General features: G+C 62.0%; 17 protein-coding genes. 11 read left to right on the top strand and 6 right to left on the bottom strand.

The window, feature by feature from the left end; all coding sequences use genetic code 11:
- Positions 1 to 11 precede the first annotated feature (11 nt).
- The 4 genes from fabG to fabD are packed head-to-tail and all read right to left on the bottom strand — an operon-like array spanning position 12 to position 2,305.
- Positions 12 to 749 carry a 3-oxoacyl-[acyl-carrier-protein] reductase gene (gene fabG / locus NKI70_RS08340; RefSeq protein WP_352453223.1) on the bottom strand — a complete coding sequence of 246 codons (738 nt, stop codon included), beginning with the start codon at positions 747 to 749 and terminating at the stop codon, positions 12 to 14.
- Between the two features lie 54 nt (positions 750 to 803).
- Positions 804 to 1,070, bottom strand: coding sequence for a type II toxin-antitoxin system RelE family toxin (locus NKI70_RS08335; RefSeq protein WP_352467165.1), 267 nt, complete (start codon positions 1,068 to 1,070; stop codon positions 804 to 806).
- A complete protein-coding gene (gene relB, locus NKI70_RS08330) occupies positions 1,054 to 1,275 on the bottom strand; it encodes a type II toxin-antitoxin system RelB family antitoxin (protein WP_352467166.1) in 222 nt (73 codons plus the stop codon). The genes NKI70_RS08335 and relB overlap by 17 nt, the downstream gene beginning before the upstream one ends.
- A gap of 52 nt (positions 1,276 to 1,327) precedes the next feature.
- On the bottom strand, positions 1,328 to 2,305 hold the full coding sequence (gene fabD / locus NKI70_RS08325) for an ACP S-malonyltransferase (protein WP_352471091.1): 978 nt from the start codon (positions 2,303 to 2,305) through the stop codon (positions 1,328 to 1,330).
- Positions 2,306 to 2,552: 247 nt separating this feature from the next.
- Here fabD and NKI70_RS08320 point away from each other — a divergent pair, with 247 nt between their 5' ends.
- A complete protein-coding gene (locus NKI70_RS08320) occupies positions 2,553 to 4,478 on the top strand; it encodes an LTA synthase family protein (RefSeq protein ID WP_352698629.1) in 1,926 nt (641 codons plus the stop codon).
- 31 nt (positions 4,479 to 4,509) lie between these two features.
- Here the strand turns inward: NKI70_RS08320 and NKI70_RS08315 are convergent, their stop codons facing one another.
- Together NKI70_RS08315 and NKI70_RS08310 are read right to left on the bottom strand one after the other, a co-directional pair.
- Positions 4,510 to 5,154 carry a vWA domain-containing protein gene (locus NKI70_RS08315; protein WP_352698631.1) on the bottom strand — a complete coding sequence of 215 codons (645 nt, stop codon included), beginning with the start codon at positions 5,152 to 5,154 and terminating at the stop codon, positions 4,510 to 4,512.
- A 79-nt stretch (positions 5,155 to 5,233) separates the two neighbouring features.
- Positions 5,234 to 6,055: a pilus assembly protein TadG-related protein gene (locus NKI70_RS08310; RefSeq protein ID WP_352698633.1), complete on the bottom strand. Its 822-nt coding sequence runs from the start codon at positions 6,053 to 6,055 to the stop codon at positions 5,234 to 5,236.
- Between the two features lie 455 nt (positions 6,056 to 6,510).
- Here NKI70_RS08310 and rpsF point away from each other — a divergent pair, with 455 nt between their 5' ends.
- From rpsF to NKI70_RS08260, 10 genes are all read left to right on the top strand, one after another.
- Positions 6,511 to 7,011 (top strand): 30S ribosomal protein S6, encoded by a 501-nt coding sequence (rpsF, locus tag NKI70_RS08305; protein ID WP_292663863.1) that lies wholly within the window; start codon positions 6,511 to 6,513, stop codon positions 7,009 to 7,011.
- Complete coding sequence (gene rpsR, locus NKI70_RS08300) at positions 7,011 to 7,259, top strand: 30S ribosomal protein S18 (protein ID WP_006203718.1); 249 nt, start codon at positions 7,011 to 7,013, stop codon at positions 7,257 to 7,259. Before rpsF ends, rpsR begins: the two co-directional genes overlap by 1 nt.
- Positions 7,260 to 7,473: 214 nt before the next feature.
- Positions 7,474 to 8,058 (top strand): 50S ribosomal protein L9, encoded by a 585-nt coding sequence (rplI, locus tag NKI70_RS08295; RefSeq protein ID WP_254820243.1) that lies wholly within the window; start codon positions 7,474 to 7,476, stop codon positions 8,056 to 8,058.
- A 153-nt stretch (positions 8,059 to 8,211) separates the two neighbouring features.
- Positions 8,212 to 9,501: a cyclopropane fatty acid synthase gene (locus NKI70_RS08290; RefSeq protein ID WP_352454398.1), complete on the top strand. Its 1,290-nt coding sequence runs from the start codon at positions 8,212 to 8,214 to the stop codon at positions 9,499 to 9,501.
- 82 nt (positions 9,502 to 9,583) lie between these two features.
- On the top strand, positions 9,584 to 9,907 hold the full coding sequence (locus NKI70_RS08285) for a YnfA family protein (RefSeq protein ID WP_352698635.1): 324 nt from the start codon (positions 9,584 to 9,586) through the stop codon (positions 9,905 to 9,907).
- 3 nt (positions 9,908 to 9,910) lie between these two features.
- Positions 9,911 to 10,879, top strand: coding sequence for a small ribosomal subunit Rsm22 family protein (locus tag NKI70_RS08280; RefSeq protein ID WP_352698637.1), 969 nt, complete (start codon positions 9,911 to 9,913; stop codon positions 10,877 to 10,879).
- Positions 10,880 to 11,085: 206 nt separating this feature from the next.
- The gene (locus tag NKI70_RS08275; RefSeq protein ID WP_023677714.1) at positions 11,086 to 12,576 is read left to right on the top strand and encodes a replicative DNA helicase; all 1,491 of its coding nucleotides are present in this window, start codon (positions 11,086 to 11,088) and stop codon (positions 12,574 to 12,576) included.
- Between the two features lie 21 nt (positions 12,577 to 12,597).
- Complete coding sequence (locus NKI70_RS08270) at positions 12,598 to 13,203, top strand: hypothetical protein (protein WP_023677715.1); 606 nt, start codon at positions 12,598 to 12,600, stop codon at positions 13,201 to 13,203.
- Positions 13,203 to 14,621, top strand: coding sequence for a DNA repair protein RadA (radA, locus tag NKI70_RS08265; protein ID WP_352453216.1), 1,419 nt, complete (start codon positions 13,203 to 13,205; stop codon positions 14,619 to 14,621). The genes NKI70_RS08270 and radA overlap by 1 nt, the downstream gene beginning before the upstream one ends.
- 47 nt (positions 14,622 to 14,668) lie before the next feature.
- Positions 14,669 to 15,340 carry a CvpA family protein gene (locus tag NKI70_RS08260; RefSeq protein ID WP_352698639.1) on the top strand — a complete coding sequence of 224 codons (672 nt, stop codon included), beginning with the start codon at positions 14,669 to 14,671 and terminating at the stop codon, positions 15,338 to 15,340.
- Positions 15,341 to 15,446 lie beyond the last annotated feature (106 nt).

Genomic DNA, 15,446 nt, shown 5'->3' with positions numbered 1-15,446 from the left:
TTTCCCAAGTGTTAGATCATTGCCATGCCGCCATTCACATGAATGGTCTGGCCGGTGACGTAGGCTGCCTCGTTGGAAGCTAGGTAGGCGACGGCAGAGGCGACTTCGGCGCCCGTGCCCATGCGCCGGGTCGGGATCGCCGCCATGATCGCCTCTTTCTGCTTGTCGTTGAGCTTGGCGGTCATCGCCGATTCGATGAAGCCCGGGGCGACGCAGTTGACGGTGATATTGCGGGTGGCGATCTCCTGCGCCAGCGATTTGGAAAAGCCGATCATACCGGCTTTGGAGGCGCAGTAGTTGGTCTGGCCGGGATTGCCGGTGACGCCAACCACTGAAGTGATGTTGATGATGCGGCCATGGCGGCGCCGCATCATCGGATGGGTAAGCTCGCGGGTCAGCCGGAACACGGCGGTCAGGTTGACCTCGAGCACGCTATCCCAGTCGGCGTCAGCCATGCGTACGAACAACCCGTCCTTGGTGATGCCGGCATTGTTGACGAGGATGTCGACGCCTTCGAGGTCGGCCTCCGCCTTCTGGCCGAGCGCCTTGACGTCGTCGCGGTTGGAAAGATTGGCCGGGAAAAGCTTGACCCGGTCGCCCAGTTCGGCGGCCAGCGCCTCCAGTTTCTCGATACGTGTGCCATGCAGGCCGACGATGGCGCCCTGGCCGTGCAGCACCCGGGCGATCGCCTCGCCGATACCTCCCGATGCGCCGGTGACGAGCGCCTTGCGGCCGGTCAATTCGAACATGTTTTATCCTCTTCCCAAATCGTACTGGCCAATCATACGGGCCGGTGAGTTCGGCTATCTGTAAACGTCGCCGCGGTGGCCTATGGTTACCACCAGAATGACGAGCCGGTTATCCTGCACATCGCAAATGATGCGATAATCCCCGACGCGATATCTCCAAAAGGTTGCGAGCGGGCCCTTCAGCGGTTTGCCGAGTTCACGCGGGTTGTCGAGAACGGCAATGCGGTTTTCAATAAAATCACGGATACGGTGACGTGTCTGCGGATCCAGTTTTTCGACAAATTTTCGCGCCGAGCGGGCGTATTCAAGCGTCCAGGCCACGCCAGAAGTCCTCGGCTCTCATGACGTCTTCTTCACCACGCCTGATCCGCTCAACGACTTCGGCAGCCAAGTAGTAATCCTCCAAGTCCTCCAGACCACGTTCAATGAGCTCGCGCAGATAGTAGGCCTTGCTGCGACCAGTCTTGGCCGCGAGAAAATCCAGGCGCTGCTCGACTTCAGGAGAAAGGCGGATCGATGTGGGCATGCCGCACCTTGTTGCGATACATGTATTCATGTAGCGGCAAGCACAGATGAATTCAAGCTACGTGGTCACCCAAGGCGGCAAGTGCGGTCTCGACCTCCGCCGCCGATCCGATGCTGCTGGTGGCAATGTCGCGGTTGATGCGGCGGGCCAGCCCCGACAGCACCTTACCGGCGCCCACTTCGTAAAGCGTCACGACGCCGTTGCTGCCGAACCACTCCACCGTTTCGCGCCAGCGCACGCGCCCGATCACCTGTTCGACGAGTCGGCGGGCGATCTCGTCGGGATCGCTCGTCGGGGTCACCGTAACATTGGAGACCAGCGGCACGACCGGCGCACTCTTCGTCACGGCGGCCAGCGCCTCCCGCATGATCTCGGCCGCAGGCTTCATCAATGCCGAATGGAAGGGCGCCGAGACCTGCAGCATCAGCGCCCGCTTGGCGCCCTTCTCCGTGCATAGCCTCGCCGCCAGTTCGACCGCTGGCCTGGCGCCGGAGATCACCAGCTGGCCGCCGCCATTGTCATTGGCGATCTGGCAAACCAAGGCTTGTGCGGGATCTTTGGCGGCGCCCTGGGCGGCCTCTGCGCAAGCGGCTTCGACGTCGGCCTGCTCCAGCCCGATGATCGCCGCCATGGCGCCCTCGCCGGCCGGCACAGCCGCCTGCATGGCGTTGCCGCGGATGCGCAACAGCCGGGCGGCGTCGGCGACCGAAACGAAACCTGCGGCCGCAAGTGCCGAATATTCGCCGAGCGAGTGGCCGGCGACATAGGTGACCTTGCCGTTCAGGGAGAAGCCGCGCGCCTCCAGCGCCCGGATTGCGGCAAGCGACACCGCCATCAGCGCCGGCTGGGCGTTGGCGGTCAGCGTCAGCGTCTCTTCCGGGCCTTCCCAGATCAGCTTCGATAGGTTTTCGCCGAGCGCGTCGTCAACTTCCTCGAAGATCCGCCGCGATTCCACAAAGGTATCGGCGAGGTCCTTGCCCATGCCGACAGCCTGGCTGCCCTGCCCCGGAAAGGTGAATGCGATGGCCATCGGCGGCTCCCAGCTGCTGGTTCACGTTGCCTGTGACGCAAGGCGTGCGGCCAAGTCAAGTCCAACCTTGATCGCGTAATATCGGCCGAGTGCCTGTTTCGGCAGGCTTTTTGGCGATCACTCATGATGAAAACCGCTCACGATTTGTTTGCTGGCTCTTCTTATTTCCGCCGCAGGCGCTAAGCTTTGCGTGACAGTTCGATGACAATCGAGTGACGCTTTTGTTGCGGGCCGGGGAACTATTGAAGTGGCAAAGACCAAGCAGAGCGCAGCCGAGGCGGCGCCCCAGTTTCTTGAAGGCGATCCGTCGACCGGCTATCTGCCGGCGCGCAAATGGCCTGTCATCCGCTATGGCCTTATCAGCTTGCTGGCTGCGGCCGTCCTTGTGTTTGCCATCGAACTGATCGTGCGCGGCAACTTTGCCGGCACCATTGATTTCTTTCTGCAGCCTTTCAAACCCGGCTGGACCACGATCATCATTTTTGCGCTGATCCTCATCGGCCTTGACGCCGTGCTCGGCCGCAGTCATCAGAGCCTGATGATCGTCGCGCCGCTGACATTGTCGCTGGCGTTCGTCGGCCACCAGAAGTCGCTGTATCTCGGCGATCCGCTCTATCCGACCGATTTCCTCTATTCCCGGCAGATCGTGGCACTGATGCCGCTTCTGGTACGCGATCGCCCGGGAACCGCCATTGCCCTGGCGATCGGCATCGTCGGCGGGCTGTCGCTGCTCGTCTATGGCTGGCGGCTATGGCGCCGCCGCGTTCCGGCACTCAGCCACAAGGGCCGCCTTGCCCGGCTGACGCTGACGGTGCCGCTGATCGCCTTCTTCGTCTCCATCATGGACTATGCCACTTTCTCGTGGACACGCGACCGGCTGCAGATCATCCCGATCATGTGGGACCAGAAGGAAAACTATGCCTCGAACGGTTTTGCGCTCGCCTTCGCGCTGAACGTCCCGATGGCGCATGTCTCGGCGCCGCCCGGCTATTCCGGCAAGGCGATCGAAGCGATCGGCAAACCGCAGGTGACGGCTTCGGTACCCGCCGAGAAGCCCGACATCATCGTCGTCATGAGCGAATCCTTCTGGGATCCGACCAAGCTACCCGGCGTCACCATCACGCCCGACCCTATCCCCAATGTGCGGGCACTGCGCACGGGTTACATGTTCTCGCCCGAGTTCGGCGGCATGACGGCCAACATCGAGTTCGAGGCCCTGACCGGCTTTTCCAACGCCTTCCTGCCGGCGGGCAGCATTCCCTACCAGCAATATGTGCGGACACCGACTCCCTCGCTGGCGACCTTCCTGAAAAGTCAAGGCTACCGGGCGCGCGCTATCCATCCCGGCACTAACTGGTTCTGGAACCGGGGGGCTGTCTATGCCGATTTCGGCTTCAACGACTTCAAGTCCGAGGAGACGTTGCCGCCCATGCAGAAGCGCGGACCGCTCGCGTCGGACGCTGCGATGACCGACGAGATCATCCACGAAGCCGATACCAGCGCCGAGCCGGTCTTCTTTTTCGCCGTCAGCCTGCAGAACCACGGGCCGTATGAGCCGTATCGCTATAACAATCCGACCCACAAGGTGCAGGCGCCGATCAGCCAATGGGCGCGTGAATCGCTGTTGAGCTATGCCGAAGGCTCTTCCGACGCGGACCGCGGCCTCGAGCGGCTGATCGAATGGGCGAAGAAACGCGAGCGGCCGACCGTCATCGCGTTCTTCGGCGACCATCTGCCGCCGCTTGGGCCGGTCTACGTCGAGACCGGCTTCCTGAAGGACAATGTTGCGCCGCGCAAGGAGGCGGCCGACCAGATGCTGCTACACCACCAGACGCCGCTGGTCGTCTGGTCGAATCGCAGCGGCCCGGCCGAGGATCTGGGCGCCGTCAGCCCGTCCTTCCTGCCCTACCATATCCTGAAGACAGCCGGCATCAGCCATCCCTATTACACCGGCTTCCTCGGACAGTTGCGAGAGCGCTACCGCGTTATCGACCGCAATTTGCTTTTGGCACCCGGGGGCGACGCCACCCCCGATTGGTCGCGTCAGAAAGAGATCGATCCGGCAATCCGCGACTTCCGTCTGCTGCAATACGACATGATGTTCGGCAAGCGCCATGCGGCGCCCGATTTCTTCCCCGAAACCACAGGCAAAGTGGCTGCACACACGAGTTGAGCAGCGGCTGCGGGAGAGCGGCCGACGTCGTTCAGTTCGTCAAGTGCAGCTGCGAAATCGAGCTTCCGATTTTCAGGAAGACGCTTTCGAGCTGACTGACGTCGTTGGTCGGGTAATAATCCGACGGCGACGATGCGCAGGCCTCGTAGAGCTTGCGGTTGGCTGCGGTGTCGGCCTGCAGCAGCACTGTGAATATCTGTACGTCCTGCTTCTTCAATGTGTTGCATACATTGGTTGTCCAATCGTCGACATTGCGCGCAGCCGCGGTCTGGTCGCTGGATCCAAACCGACCCGAGGCCAGGAATCCGTAGGAGCCATAGTCCGATTTCTGTGGCGTATCCTTCGCGCCATAGACAACATTCTCGCCGTCGGTGAGCAGCAGCACCGTTTTGGTCGTGCCTGACGCCCTGAACGGCGCGCCGTCGCTGTAAGGCGGTTCCGGCGAGAGCACCCGCATCCCCCATGACAAGCCTTCCGAAACATTGGTCCCCGAGCCGTTCCATTCGATCATCTCACCGACGGCCTTCCGCAATTTGTCGAAATCATCGGTCAGCGGCACTATCGGCGTCGGACAGGCCCGGTTTGGGCCGATAGTCAGTGGGCCTCTCTTGTCGTTGATCAGCTTCATCGTCGAAACACTGTACTTCGCCATGTCGCTGGTGAGGCCGGGAAGCACGGTGACAACGGTATCGTCGAGATAGGAATTGTTGTAGCCGGTCGCTGAATTGCCGTAGGAGCTGGTTGGATTTTTAGCGTTACCTGGATCGTCCGGCGCGAAATAGGGTACGAACAGGGTGTCCGGTTTGTTTTGGTCGGGCGAAATGTCGGAAACATTGTTGGTTCCGGGCCGCGCTTTCGACGCAGCCTCTCCATTCGACGCCCAATTGCTTGAACAGGTCCATATGGTTGACGCGCTTGCCGCCGACCAAGGGGAAATTGGCGCCATTGTTCGGCGATTTGCCGGCCATGTCGATCCAGGCCGGATCGTAGTCCTCGCCCTTGACGTTGACGGCGGTGACGAACGGCACCACCGCGACACGTACGCTGCGCGTCGGCGACTTCGCCGCTTCGAGCATATCGATCAGGGCCGTCGCCGCCGTCCGCAATGCGCCGATGCGATCGTTGCTGGCCATCGACCCGGTATTGTCGAGCACTAGCACGACTTCGAGCTGATTGGTCGATTCGACGGCGCCGGCATCGACGGTGATGCGCTTGTCGTTGCCGAACAGGAAGGCGAAGTTCAAATTGACGTCCGCCATGGCGACAGCCTTTGTCTGGATGTAATTGAGGCCCCTTTCCACGGTAAGCGTCGCTTCGGCGTTCCTCAACTCGCTGTGGCCGGCGACATTGGTCTGGAAGTAGCGGTCGAAGACGTCCTTGCGCGAAGCCTCGATGTCGCCGAGATGCGAAGATGCAAGGTTCGCGGCATCGAGCGCGTTCTGCAAGCTGACCTTGGCCCTCATCAAGGTGGACACGTCCACGGCAAAGGCGACGGCGGTCAGAACCGCAGGCAGCCCGAACGCCAGCATCAGGGCAAAGTTGCCGCTCTTCGAACGGCAGAATTTGTCGAAAAGCATTTTTGTCCCCAAAACCGCCTTGCTGCCGACCTCGCACAGACTGTTTGCTTTTGCATCCGCATGATGAACGACGGGTTGCCGCCACGCCCGCCGGTGCTGGAACTTCGCATGGTGGTTAAGGTCCGGTTTCAGGAAATCCGTAAGCCTTGCCGTCGAGGCCCGTGGCGCTCTGGGACGGTAGGGCCGTTTGCCCTGTCGTTTGGCCTTGCTTTGCGGTCAAATTCCTGTATAGACGCCCGCAATCTGCCGGTCCTTGCTGGGGGCTGAACGGAGGGCCGGAGGTTTTTCGAAACCTTCGCGTGAAGCCAGAAGCGCTTCCGCCTCCCGTGTCTCCGCTCTCGACCGTCTCGTCATGCTCCTTTCTTCCCCGCCTTCGCAAGGATTGCGGGTCAGAGAAGTTGCAGAGGCTTTTGCCGCCGGGAACCGGGAGAGAAACGAAGAAAGGCACGAATACTATGGCTCTATACGAACATGTGTTTCTTGCCCGGCAGGACCTCTCGCAGCAGCAGGTCGATGCGCTTGTCGAACAGTACAAGGGCGTCATCACCGCGAATGGCGGGTCCGTCGGCCGGGTCGAGAACTGGGGACTGAAGTCCCTCACCTACCGGGTCAACAAGAACCGGAAGGCATACTATACACTCATGGACATCACCTGCCCGCCGGCCGCGCTCAACGAAATGGAGCGTCAGATGGGTCTGTCCGAGGACGTACTGCGTTTCCTGACCATCAAGGTCGATGCGCATGAGGAAGGTCCGTCGGCAATGATGCAGAAGCGCGAAGAGCGCTCGGAACGCGGCGGCTTCGGCGACCGCGACCGTGGCGATCGTGGCCCGCGCTCATTCGGCGACCGCGATCGCGGTGACCGTGGTGATCGTCCGCCGCGCAGCTTCGGCGATGGCGGTGCCGATCGTGGCCCGCGCCGTCCGCGCGAAGGCTTTGAAGGAGCCGCAGAATAATGGTCGACATCAACCAGATCCCAACCCGGCGCCCCTTCCACCGTCGCCGCAAGACTTGCCCGTTCTCCGGCGCCAACGCGCCGAAGATCGACTACAAGGACGTGCGGCTTCTGCAGCGCTACATCTCCGAGCGCGGCAAGATCGTGCCATCGCGTATCACCGCCGTCAGCCAGAAGAAGCAGCGCGAACTCGCCAAGGCGATCAAGCGCGCCCGCTTCCTCGGCCTGCTGCCCTACGTGGTCCGCTAACACTTCAGGCGGGCGGTTCGCCGCCCGCTTTTTCACCGGCCACGACGGGCGTAGCCGGATCGAACACTAAATCCCGGGTTGGATTTCGACAAGAGATCCTAACTGCCGCGACAGGCAGGACAGCGACACAGGCGATGACGCCCCAGCTTCCTGACCTGTTCCAGACAATTCGGCGCCGATCCTGAGGATAGCGCCCAAGCGAAGGAACAAAACCATGGAAGTCATTCTTCTCGAACGCGTTTCCCGCCTCGGCCAGATGGGCGATACCGTCAAGGTCAAGGACGGGTTCGCCCGCAATTTCCTGCTGCCGCAAGGCAAGGCGCTGCGCGCCAACGAAGCTAACAAGAAGAAGTTCGAGGGACAGCGGGCCCAGCTCGAAGCCCGCAACCTGGAGCGCAAGTCCGAAGCCGCGCAGATTGCAGAAAAGCTCGACGGCAAGAGCTTCATCGCCGTGCGCTCGGCCGGCGAAACCGGTCAGCTTTATGGTTCGGTCTCGACGCGCGACATCGCCGAGCTGGTGACGGCGGAAGGTTTTTCGGTCAACCGCAACCAGATCCTGCTCAACCAGCCAATCAAGACCATCGGCGTCACCAATGTGGCGATCGCGCTGCACCCGGAAGTCGAGGTTACCATCACGCTCAACATTGCCCGCACGGCCGACGAAGCCGAGCGCCAGGCCAAGGGCGAAACACTGACCACCGCCGAAGCCATCTACGGCGAGGACATCAACGATAATGCGCGGCCGGAAAACTTCTTCGATCCGAATGCGGAGTTCGAAGGCGGCGAAGACAACGGCTGATCGTCATTCGTCGGCATTCGCCGGCTAATCGCTATTCTGGACCAATGCCCGGGCCTCGTACCCGGGCATTTTTATGCCAAATGGAACTTTTCGAACCCCTATATCTTGATGCAGAATAGGACAGCATGTCTGGCCGAGAGGGGACAATTGGTCATGAATATTCTGCTGAAACGCGTTCTCGACCGCCTGGTCCGCATAGGCAATCTCAAGGTGACAGGGCCGCAAGGCTCGATGGTGACTTTCGGTGACGGCAGCGGCGAGCCGGTGCACATGCACATCAAGACAAGGCATGCCGAGCGCGCAATAACCTTCGATCCGATGCTGGCGGTGCCGGAAGCCTACATGGACGGTGAACTCGACATTCTCGAGGGCGGCGTTCTGGGGGTGATGCGGATTGCCTTCCAGAACATGGGCAGCGGCGGTATCGATGCCACCTGGTCGAAGGCGATCGAAGGTCTGCGCCACGCCTTCCGGCGCCTGCAGCAGATCAACACGGCGTCGCGGGCGCGCCGCAACGTGCAGCGCCATTACGATCTGTCGGGCGACCTCTACCGCCTCTTCCTCGATGAGGACATGCAATATTCCTGCGCCTATTTCGAGCAGCCGGACATGACGCTCGACGAGGCACAAGCGGCCAAGAAGCGCCATATCGCCGCCAAGCTCAGGCTGAAGGCCGGCCAGACGGTTCTTGATATCGGCTCCGGCTGGGGTGGGCTTGGGCTCTATCTAGCCAAGGCGTTCGACGTCGACGTGCAAGGCGTGACGCTGTCGACCGAGCAGCACGGCGTCGCCACCGACCGCGCCCATGCGCAAGGCCTGCAAAACCGGGTGCATTTCGACATCAAGGACTATCGCGAGCTCAATGAGCGTTTCGACCGCATCGTCTCGGTCGGCATGTTCGAGCATGTCGGGGTCAATCATTTCCGCACCTTCTTCGACAAGTCGGCGACGCTGCTGAAGCCGGACGGCGTCATGCTGCTGCACACGATCGGCCGCTCCGGCGTGCCGTGGGCAACCAGCGCCTTCATCCGCAAGTACATCTTCCCGGGCGGCTACATCCCGTCACTCTCCGAAGTGATGCCGGCCATCGAGAAATCGGGGCTCGTCGTCACCGATATCGAGGTCCTGCGGCTGCATTATGCGGAGACGCTAAAGCATTGGGGCGAGCGCTTCGCCGCCAACCGCGACAAGGCCAAGGCGATTTATGACGAGCGCTTCTGCCGCATGTGGGAGTTCTATCTTGCCGCCTCGGAAGCCGCTTTCCGCTGGCAGGATCTGGTGATTTTCCAAATCCAGATTGCCAAGAAGAACGACACGCTGCCGATGACGCGCGACTACATGGCCAGTTGCGAGAAGGCGCTGGAGATGCGCGATCTTGGACGTCGTGAAAAGGCTTCTGCGGCCAAGCCCACTCGCCGCCGCAAGGTGGCGGATCCGGAGTAGACTGCCTGCGATTGCACCATTGCCGCTTGCCATTGCCGGCCGGCACGCTGAAAAAGGTCTCGTCAACGCGGGACCTTTTTTCATGACCTACCTCCTCTACGTCGCCGCCGCACTTGCCGAGATCGCCGGCTGCTTTTCGTTCTGGGCGTGGTGGCGGCTGGACAAGTCGCCGCTGTGGTTGGCGCCCGGTCTCGTCTCGCTGGTGCTATTTGCGTGGCTGCTGGCGCTGGTCGACGCCAGTGCGGCCGGTCGTGCCTATGCCGCCTATGGCGGCATCTACATTGCCGCCTCGCTGGTCTGGCTGTGGCTGGCGGAAAGCGTGCGCCCAGACCGCTGGGACCTTGCCGGTGCCGCGATCTGCATCGTTGGCGCCTCGGTCATCGTGCTCGCACCTCGGGCGGCGTAAGCGATGGAACTGCCCGTCCCGCTTAGACAAGGCGTCGACCGCCTTCTCGAACAGGTGCCGTTGCCGATGCTTAAGCAAGCGGCAAAGACGCTGTCGGACCGCTACCGCGCAGAGTTGCGCGACGGTCGCCTGCACATGGCCGAAGACATGGCGGTGAAGGCCTATCTGGCAACGCGGCTACCGGCGACCTATGCGGCCGTTCGCGCCAGCCTCGATGCGGTGGGCGAGTCTCGGCCCGACTATGCTCCGAAGACCTTGCTCGATGTCGGCGCCGGCCCTGGCACGGTGCTTTGGGCCACAATCAATCTTTGGCCGGATCTCGAACAGGCGGTGCTACTCGAGGCCGGCGCCGCGGTACGAAGGGTCGGCGAAGCACTTGCCGCGGATTCGATCACGGCCAGGACCGCCTGGCGGACCGGCGACATCACCATCGACCTGGTCGATCTGGATCCGGCCGAGCTGGTGACTTCGGCCTATGTGCTGGATGAGATCGCGCCGGCATCGCTGGCAAAACTCGTCGACCGGCTCTGGCAGCTGACCGCAGACACGCTGCTGGTGGTCGAGCCGGGCACGCCGGCCGGCTGGCAGCGTATTCTTGCCGTGCGGCGGCAGCTGATCGAGGCGGGCGCGCATGTGCTCGCGCCATGTCCGCATGAGGCGCCCTGCCCGCTCGTCGCTCCCGACTGGTGCCATTTCGCCCGTCGCGTCGCCCGCTCGCGCCTGCACCGGCTGGCCAAGGATGCCGAGGTGCCGTGGGAGGACGAGAAATTCATCTTTGTCGCGGCCTCCCGCCATCCGGCCGCTCCGCCTCGAGCGCGAGTGATCGCACCGCCGAAGTCGGGCTCCGGCAAGGTCTTGCTGAAGCTTTGCGAACAGGATGGGGGTGCTGCCGAGCGACTGTTCACCAAGCGCGACGGCGAGACGTTCAAGGCCGCGCGGCGACTGGATTGGGGTGATGCCTTGCCGGAATGACCGGCAGCTATTTTCCTGTTTTGTTCTCGCCTGAGAACGGCTAGGCTCGCCATCTTGATTCGAGTCAATCGAGATTCTTTCCACCGAAAGAACCTGGCTGTGAATCGTGGGCATCAAAGTTGGTTGGTTGGGGACTGATGCAGATAAGTCATCACCGACTTGTCTCGTTCTGATATCGAAAGACGGGGATCAGGACCGGGGACATCATGGCAGAGGCAGCACGAAAATTCGGCGTGGCGGAAACACCGCTCTATCGCGAGGCGCCGAACAATATCGAGGCCGAGCAGGCGCTGCTCGGCGCCATACTGGTCAACAACGATGCCTTCTACCGCGTCTCCGACTTCCTGAAGCCCGGCCATTTCTACGAGCCGCTGCATAGAAAGATCTTCGAGGTCGCGGCCGAGCTCATCCGCATGGGCAAGATCGCGACGCCGATCACGCTGAAGACCTTCCTGCCGGCCGATGAGAAGGTCGGCGACATGACGGTGGCGCAATATGTCGTGCGGTTGGCGGTCGAGGCCGTCACCGTCGTCAACGCCACCGACTATGGCCGCGCCATCTACGATCTGGCGACGCGGCGCGCGCTAATCACTGTCGGCGAGGATATGGTCAACATCGCCTATGACGCGCCGGTCGACATGTCGCCCTCCGACCAGATCGAGGATGCCGAGCGGCGCCTGTTCGAATTGGCCGAAACCGGCCGCTACGATGGCGGCTTCGAGAGCTTCACCGATGCCGTCAAGACCGCCGTCGACATGGCCAATGCGGCTTATATGCGCGACGGGCATTTGTCGGGCGTTGCTACCGGCTTGCGCGATCTCGACCGCCGCATGGGCGGCCTGCAGTCGTCCGACCTGATCATCATTGCCGGCCGCCCCGGCATGGGCAAGACCTCGCTCGCCACCAATATCGCCTTCAACATCGCCGAGGCCTATGTCCCGGCGCAGCAGGCGGACGGCTCGTTCAAGGCGGCCAATGGCGGCGTCGTCGGCTTCTTTTCGCTCGAAATGTCATCCGAACAGCTGGCCACCCGCATTATTTCCGAACAGACGGAAATCCCGTCGTCGAAAATCCGGCGCGGCGAGATCAGCGAGATGGATTTCGAAAAGCTGGTCGCCTGCTCGCAGACAATGCAGAAAATCCCGCTGTTCATCGACCAGACCGGCGGCATTTCCATCGCTCAGCTGTCGGCCCGCGCGCGTCGCCTGAAGCGCCAGCGCGGCCTCGACGTCATCGTTATCGACTATATCCAGCTGATGCAGGGATCGAGCGCAAAATCCTCGCAAAACCGCGTCCAGGAAATCACCGAGATCACCACCGGCCTCAAGGCACTAGCCAAGGAGCTGGCGGTGCCGATCATCGCGCTGTCGCAGCTGTCGCGCCAGGTCGAGAGCCGCGACGACAAGCGCCCGCAGCTTTCGGATCTGCGCGAATCGGGCTCCATCGAGCAGGACGCCGACGTGGTGCTGTTCGTCTACCGCGAGGAATATTATCTGAAGAACCGCGAGCCGAAGCCGGGCACCGACGAATACATCAAATGGGAACACGAGATGAACGAGATGCGCGGTAAGGCCGAGGTCATCGTCGCCAAACAGCGCCACGGCCCAACGGGATCGGTCAGCCTCGCCTTCCAGGGCGAATTCACCCGCTTCTCGGACCTTGCGGAAGAGCATCATTTGCCGGATCGGTTCGAGTAGGCATTGTCGCGGAGCAGCCGATTGGACTTTAGCGATATCTACCAAAGGATAAAATTCGAAGAGTATGACATCTCCGAGGATGAACGCGCGCAACTCACTGAATATTTGAGATCTGCCGGGTCAATTTCTCGCACGGAATCGCACGCCGGTTTGCTGGTGTTCTGCTACTCGAGCGAACCGACGCCCGAGAACGTTGAATTGGTGAGGAAATTCCTTGCCAAGCATGTCGAAGACTATACGCGAAGCGCGGCAGTGACCGGCCTCTATCGGATTTGGAAGCTGGGAACGACTCGCGACATCGATGATCTTCTGGGCCTTTTGGCACTTTGGTCAGGGGACTCTCGGCAGAGTACGTCTGTCGCTGCGATCGGGTGTGCATTCCTTCTCATGCATCGGCTTCAGGACCGCCGCCTCTCGTTAGCGCTCAGGCGATTGTTCGAAACGCTGCATGAAGAAGTCAGGCGAGACAATGATTTGGCGGTAAATTTGTTCATCTATGCATGTTGGTCGGCATACGACAATTGGGCTCAGAGCAACGGCCAGCGCCGCACTCATTTCGATACAGTCGAAAATGCTTTGCCGATTTACTGGGATCGTTCCAAATACCTCTTGGAACCAATAAACTGATGGCCAAGTCCCGTATCCAGTTCATCTGTCAGAATTGCGGATCGGTGCATCAGCGCTGGGCCGGCAAATGCGATGCCTGCGGCGAGTGGAACACGCTGGTCGAGGAAGGCACGTCAGGCGGCATAGGTTCCGGCCCGGCCAATACGCGCAATGCACGCAAGGGCCGCGCGGTGGTGCTGACCAGCCTCTCCGGCGACATCGAGGACGCGCCGCGCATCGTCTCCGGCATCGGCGAACTCGACCGCGCCACCGGCGGCGGCTTCGTGCGCGGCTCGGCGCTGCTGGTCGGCGGCGATCCCGGCATCGGCAAGTCGACGCTGCTCACCCAGGCCGCCGCCGCACTGGCAGCAAAGGGCCACCGCATCGTCTATGTCTCGGGCGAAGAAGCCGTCGCCCAGATCAGGCTGCGCGCCCAGCGGCTCGGCGTCGCCGACACCCCGGTCGAGCTCGCCGCCGAGACCAATGTCGAGGACATCCTCGCCACCATCGCCGATGGCAAGCGGCCGGATCTGGTCATTCTCGATTCGATCCAGACGCTGTGGACCGATATGGCCGATTCGGCGCCCGGCACGGTGACCCAGGTGCGTGCCGCCGCCCAGGCGATGATCCGCTACGCAAAATCCACAGGGGCGGCGATCGTTCTGGTCGGCCACGTCACCAAGGAGGGCCAGATCGCCGGACCGCGCGTCGTCGAGCACATGGTCGACGCGGTGCTCTATTTCGAGGGCGAAGGCGGCCACCACTACCGCATCCTGCGCACGGTCAAGAATCGCTTCGGGCCAACCGATGAGATCGGCGTCTTCGAAATGTCGGACAAGGGCTTGCGGGAAGTCGCCAACCCGTCCGAGCTTTTCCTCGGTGAGCGCCATGCGAAGTCGCCGGGTGCCGCGGTTTTCGCCGGCATGGAAGGCACACGGCCGGTGCTGGTCGAGATCCAGGCGCTGGTGGCGCCATCGACGCTGGGCACACCGCGCCGCGCCGTCGTCGGCTGGGACGGTGCCCGGCTGTCGATGATCCTGGCGGTTCTGGAAGCCCATTGCGGCGTCCGTTTCGGCACGCACGACGTCTATCTCAACGTTGCCGGCGGCTACCGCATTTCGGAGCCGGCGGCCGACCTGGCAGTGGCGGCGGCACTGGTTTCCTCGCTCACCGGTCTTGCCCTTCCCGCCGATTGCGTCTATTTCGGCGAAATCAGCCTTTCGGGTGCGGTGAGGCCGGTTGCGCATGCGCAGCAGCGCCTCAAGGAAGCCGAAAAGCTGGGTTTCGGACGCGCGGTTCTGCCCTTGGGCAGCGAGGAACTTGTTGGCGGCAATGGGGTCGGGGGGATCGGAGCCGGCGCTTTCCAGCCCACCGAGCTTGCCGATCTCGTGGCGCGCATAGCCGGCTCTCGGCGCAGCCGCGCCGACGAGCAAGAGTGATGCGGCTCGTCGAGTCGTGAAAAAGAGATCGGAGTGGGGCGAAAAACATGCCGATTACGCTGCTTGACGGAATACTCGTCGGCTTCACCCTGGTCTCGGCGATGCTCGCAATGGTTCGCGGCTTTTCGCGCGAGATCCTGTCGATCATCTCCTGGGCAGCCGCCGCGGCCGCCGCCTTCTTCTTCTACAAGCCGGTGCTGCCTTACATTCAGCCCTATGTCGACAATGAAAAGGCCGCCATGGCGGCGGCCGCCGGTATCGTCTTCATTGTCGCGCTGATCGTCGTTTCGGTCATCACCATGAAGCTCGCCGACTGGATCATCGATTCCAGGATCGGCGCGCTCGATCGTACACTTGGCTTCCTCTATGGCGCGGCGCGCGGCATCCTGGTCGTCGCTGTCGCGCTGCTTTTCTTCAATTGGCTGGCCGGCGCCAAGGCTCCAGGCTGGATTGCCAACGCCAAGTCAAAGCCGTTGCTCGAATCGATCGGCGCCAAGCTCGAAAGCCTGCTGCCCGAGGATCCGGAAAACGCCATCCTCAACAAGCTCAATCCGAATCAGCCGGCCACCGAGACGCCTCTGGCCCCCGACGCGCCTGCAGCGGAAGCCCCTGCCGCCGGCGACGACACCACTGCTCCGGCACCCGACGACAGCGATGCGCCGCCGGCCGACAATGCGCCCGCGACGCCGGCACCTGCAAACCCGGCGCCGGCAAACTGATTTCGACAGACTTGCCAGGCTCAAGACTGTCGATCATGTGAACGCCGCACGACGTGCGTTGCTTTCGATGCGCTATGACCTTATATGGCGACTTTAGCGGAGCTTG

Origin of the sequence: Mesorhizobium sp. M0500 (assembly GCF_040321165.1) — a bacterium.
Taxonomy (GTDB): domain Bacteria; phylum Pseudomonadota; class Alphaproteobacteria; order Rhizobiales; family Rhizobiaceae; genus Mesorhizobium.
This window is presented reverse-complemented; position numbering and strand designations above follow the sequence as displayed.

What these genes read in the sequence shown, in the direction of transcription:
- fabG (WP_352453223.1), bottom strand. Translation starts at nt 749, where the DNA reads ATGTTCGAATTGACCGGCCGCAAGGCGCTCGTCACCGGCGCATCGGGA.
- relB (WP_352467166.1), bottom strand. Translation starts at nt 1,275, where the DNA reads ATGCCCACATCGATCCGCCTTTCTCCTGAAGTCGAGCAGCGCCTGGAT.
- fabD (WP_352471091.1), bottom strand. Translation starts at nt 2,305, where the DNA reads ATGGCCATCGCATTCACCTTTCCGGGGCAGGGCAGCCAGGCTGTCGGC.
- NKI70_RS08310 (WP_352698633.1), bottom strand. Translation starts at nt 6,055, where the DNA reads ATGCTTTTCGACAAATTCTGCCGTTCGAAGAGCGGCAACTTTGCCCTG.
- rpsF (WP_292663863.1), top strand. Translation starts at nt 6,511, where the DNA reads ATGGCTCTATACGAACATGTGTTTCTTGCCCGGCAGGACCTCTCGCAG.
- rpsR (WP_006203718.1), top strand. Translation starts at nt 7,011, where the DNA reads ATGGTCGACATCAACCAGATCCCAACCCGGCGCCCCTTCCACCGTCGC.
- rplI (WP_254820243.1), top strand. Translation starts at nt 7,474, where the DNA reads ATGGAAGTCATTCTTCTCGAACGCGTTTCCCGCCTCGGCCAGATGGGC.
- NKI70_RS08290 (WP_352454398.1), top strand. Translation starts at nt 8,212, where the DNA reads ATGAATATTCTGCTGAAACGCGTTCTCGACCGCCTGGTCCGCATAGGC.
- NKI70_RS08285 (WP_352698635.1), top strand. Translation starts at nt 9,584, where the DNA reads ATGACCTACCTCCTCTACGTCGCCGCCGCACTTGCCGAGATCGCCGGC.
- NKI70_RS08280 (WP_352698637.1), top strand. Translation starts at nt 9,911, where the DNA reads ATGGAACTGCCCGTCCCGCTTAGACAAGGCGTCGACCGCCTTCTCGAA.
- NKI70_RS08275 (WP_023677714.1), top strand. Translation starts at nt 11,086, where the DNA reads ATGGCAGAGGCAGCACGAAAATTCGGCGTGGCGGAAACACCGCTCTAT.
- radA (WP_352453216.1), top strand. Translation starts at nt 13,203, where the DNA reads ATGGCCAAGTCCCGTATCCAGTTCATCTGTCAGAATTGCGGATCGGTG.
- NKI70_RS08260 (WP_352698639.1), top strand. Translation starts at nt 14,669, where the DNA reads ATGCCGATTACGCTGCTTGACGGAATACTCGTCGGCTTCACCCTGGTC.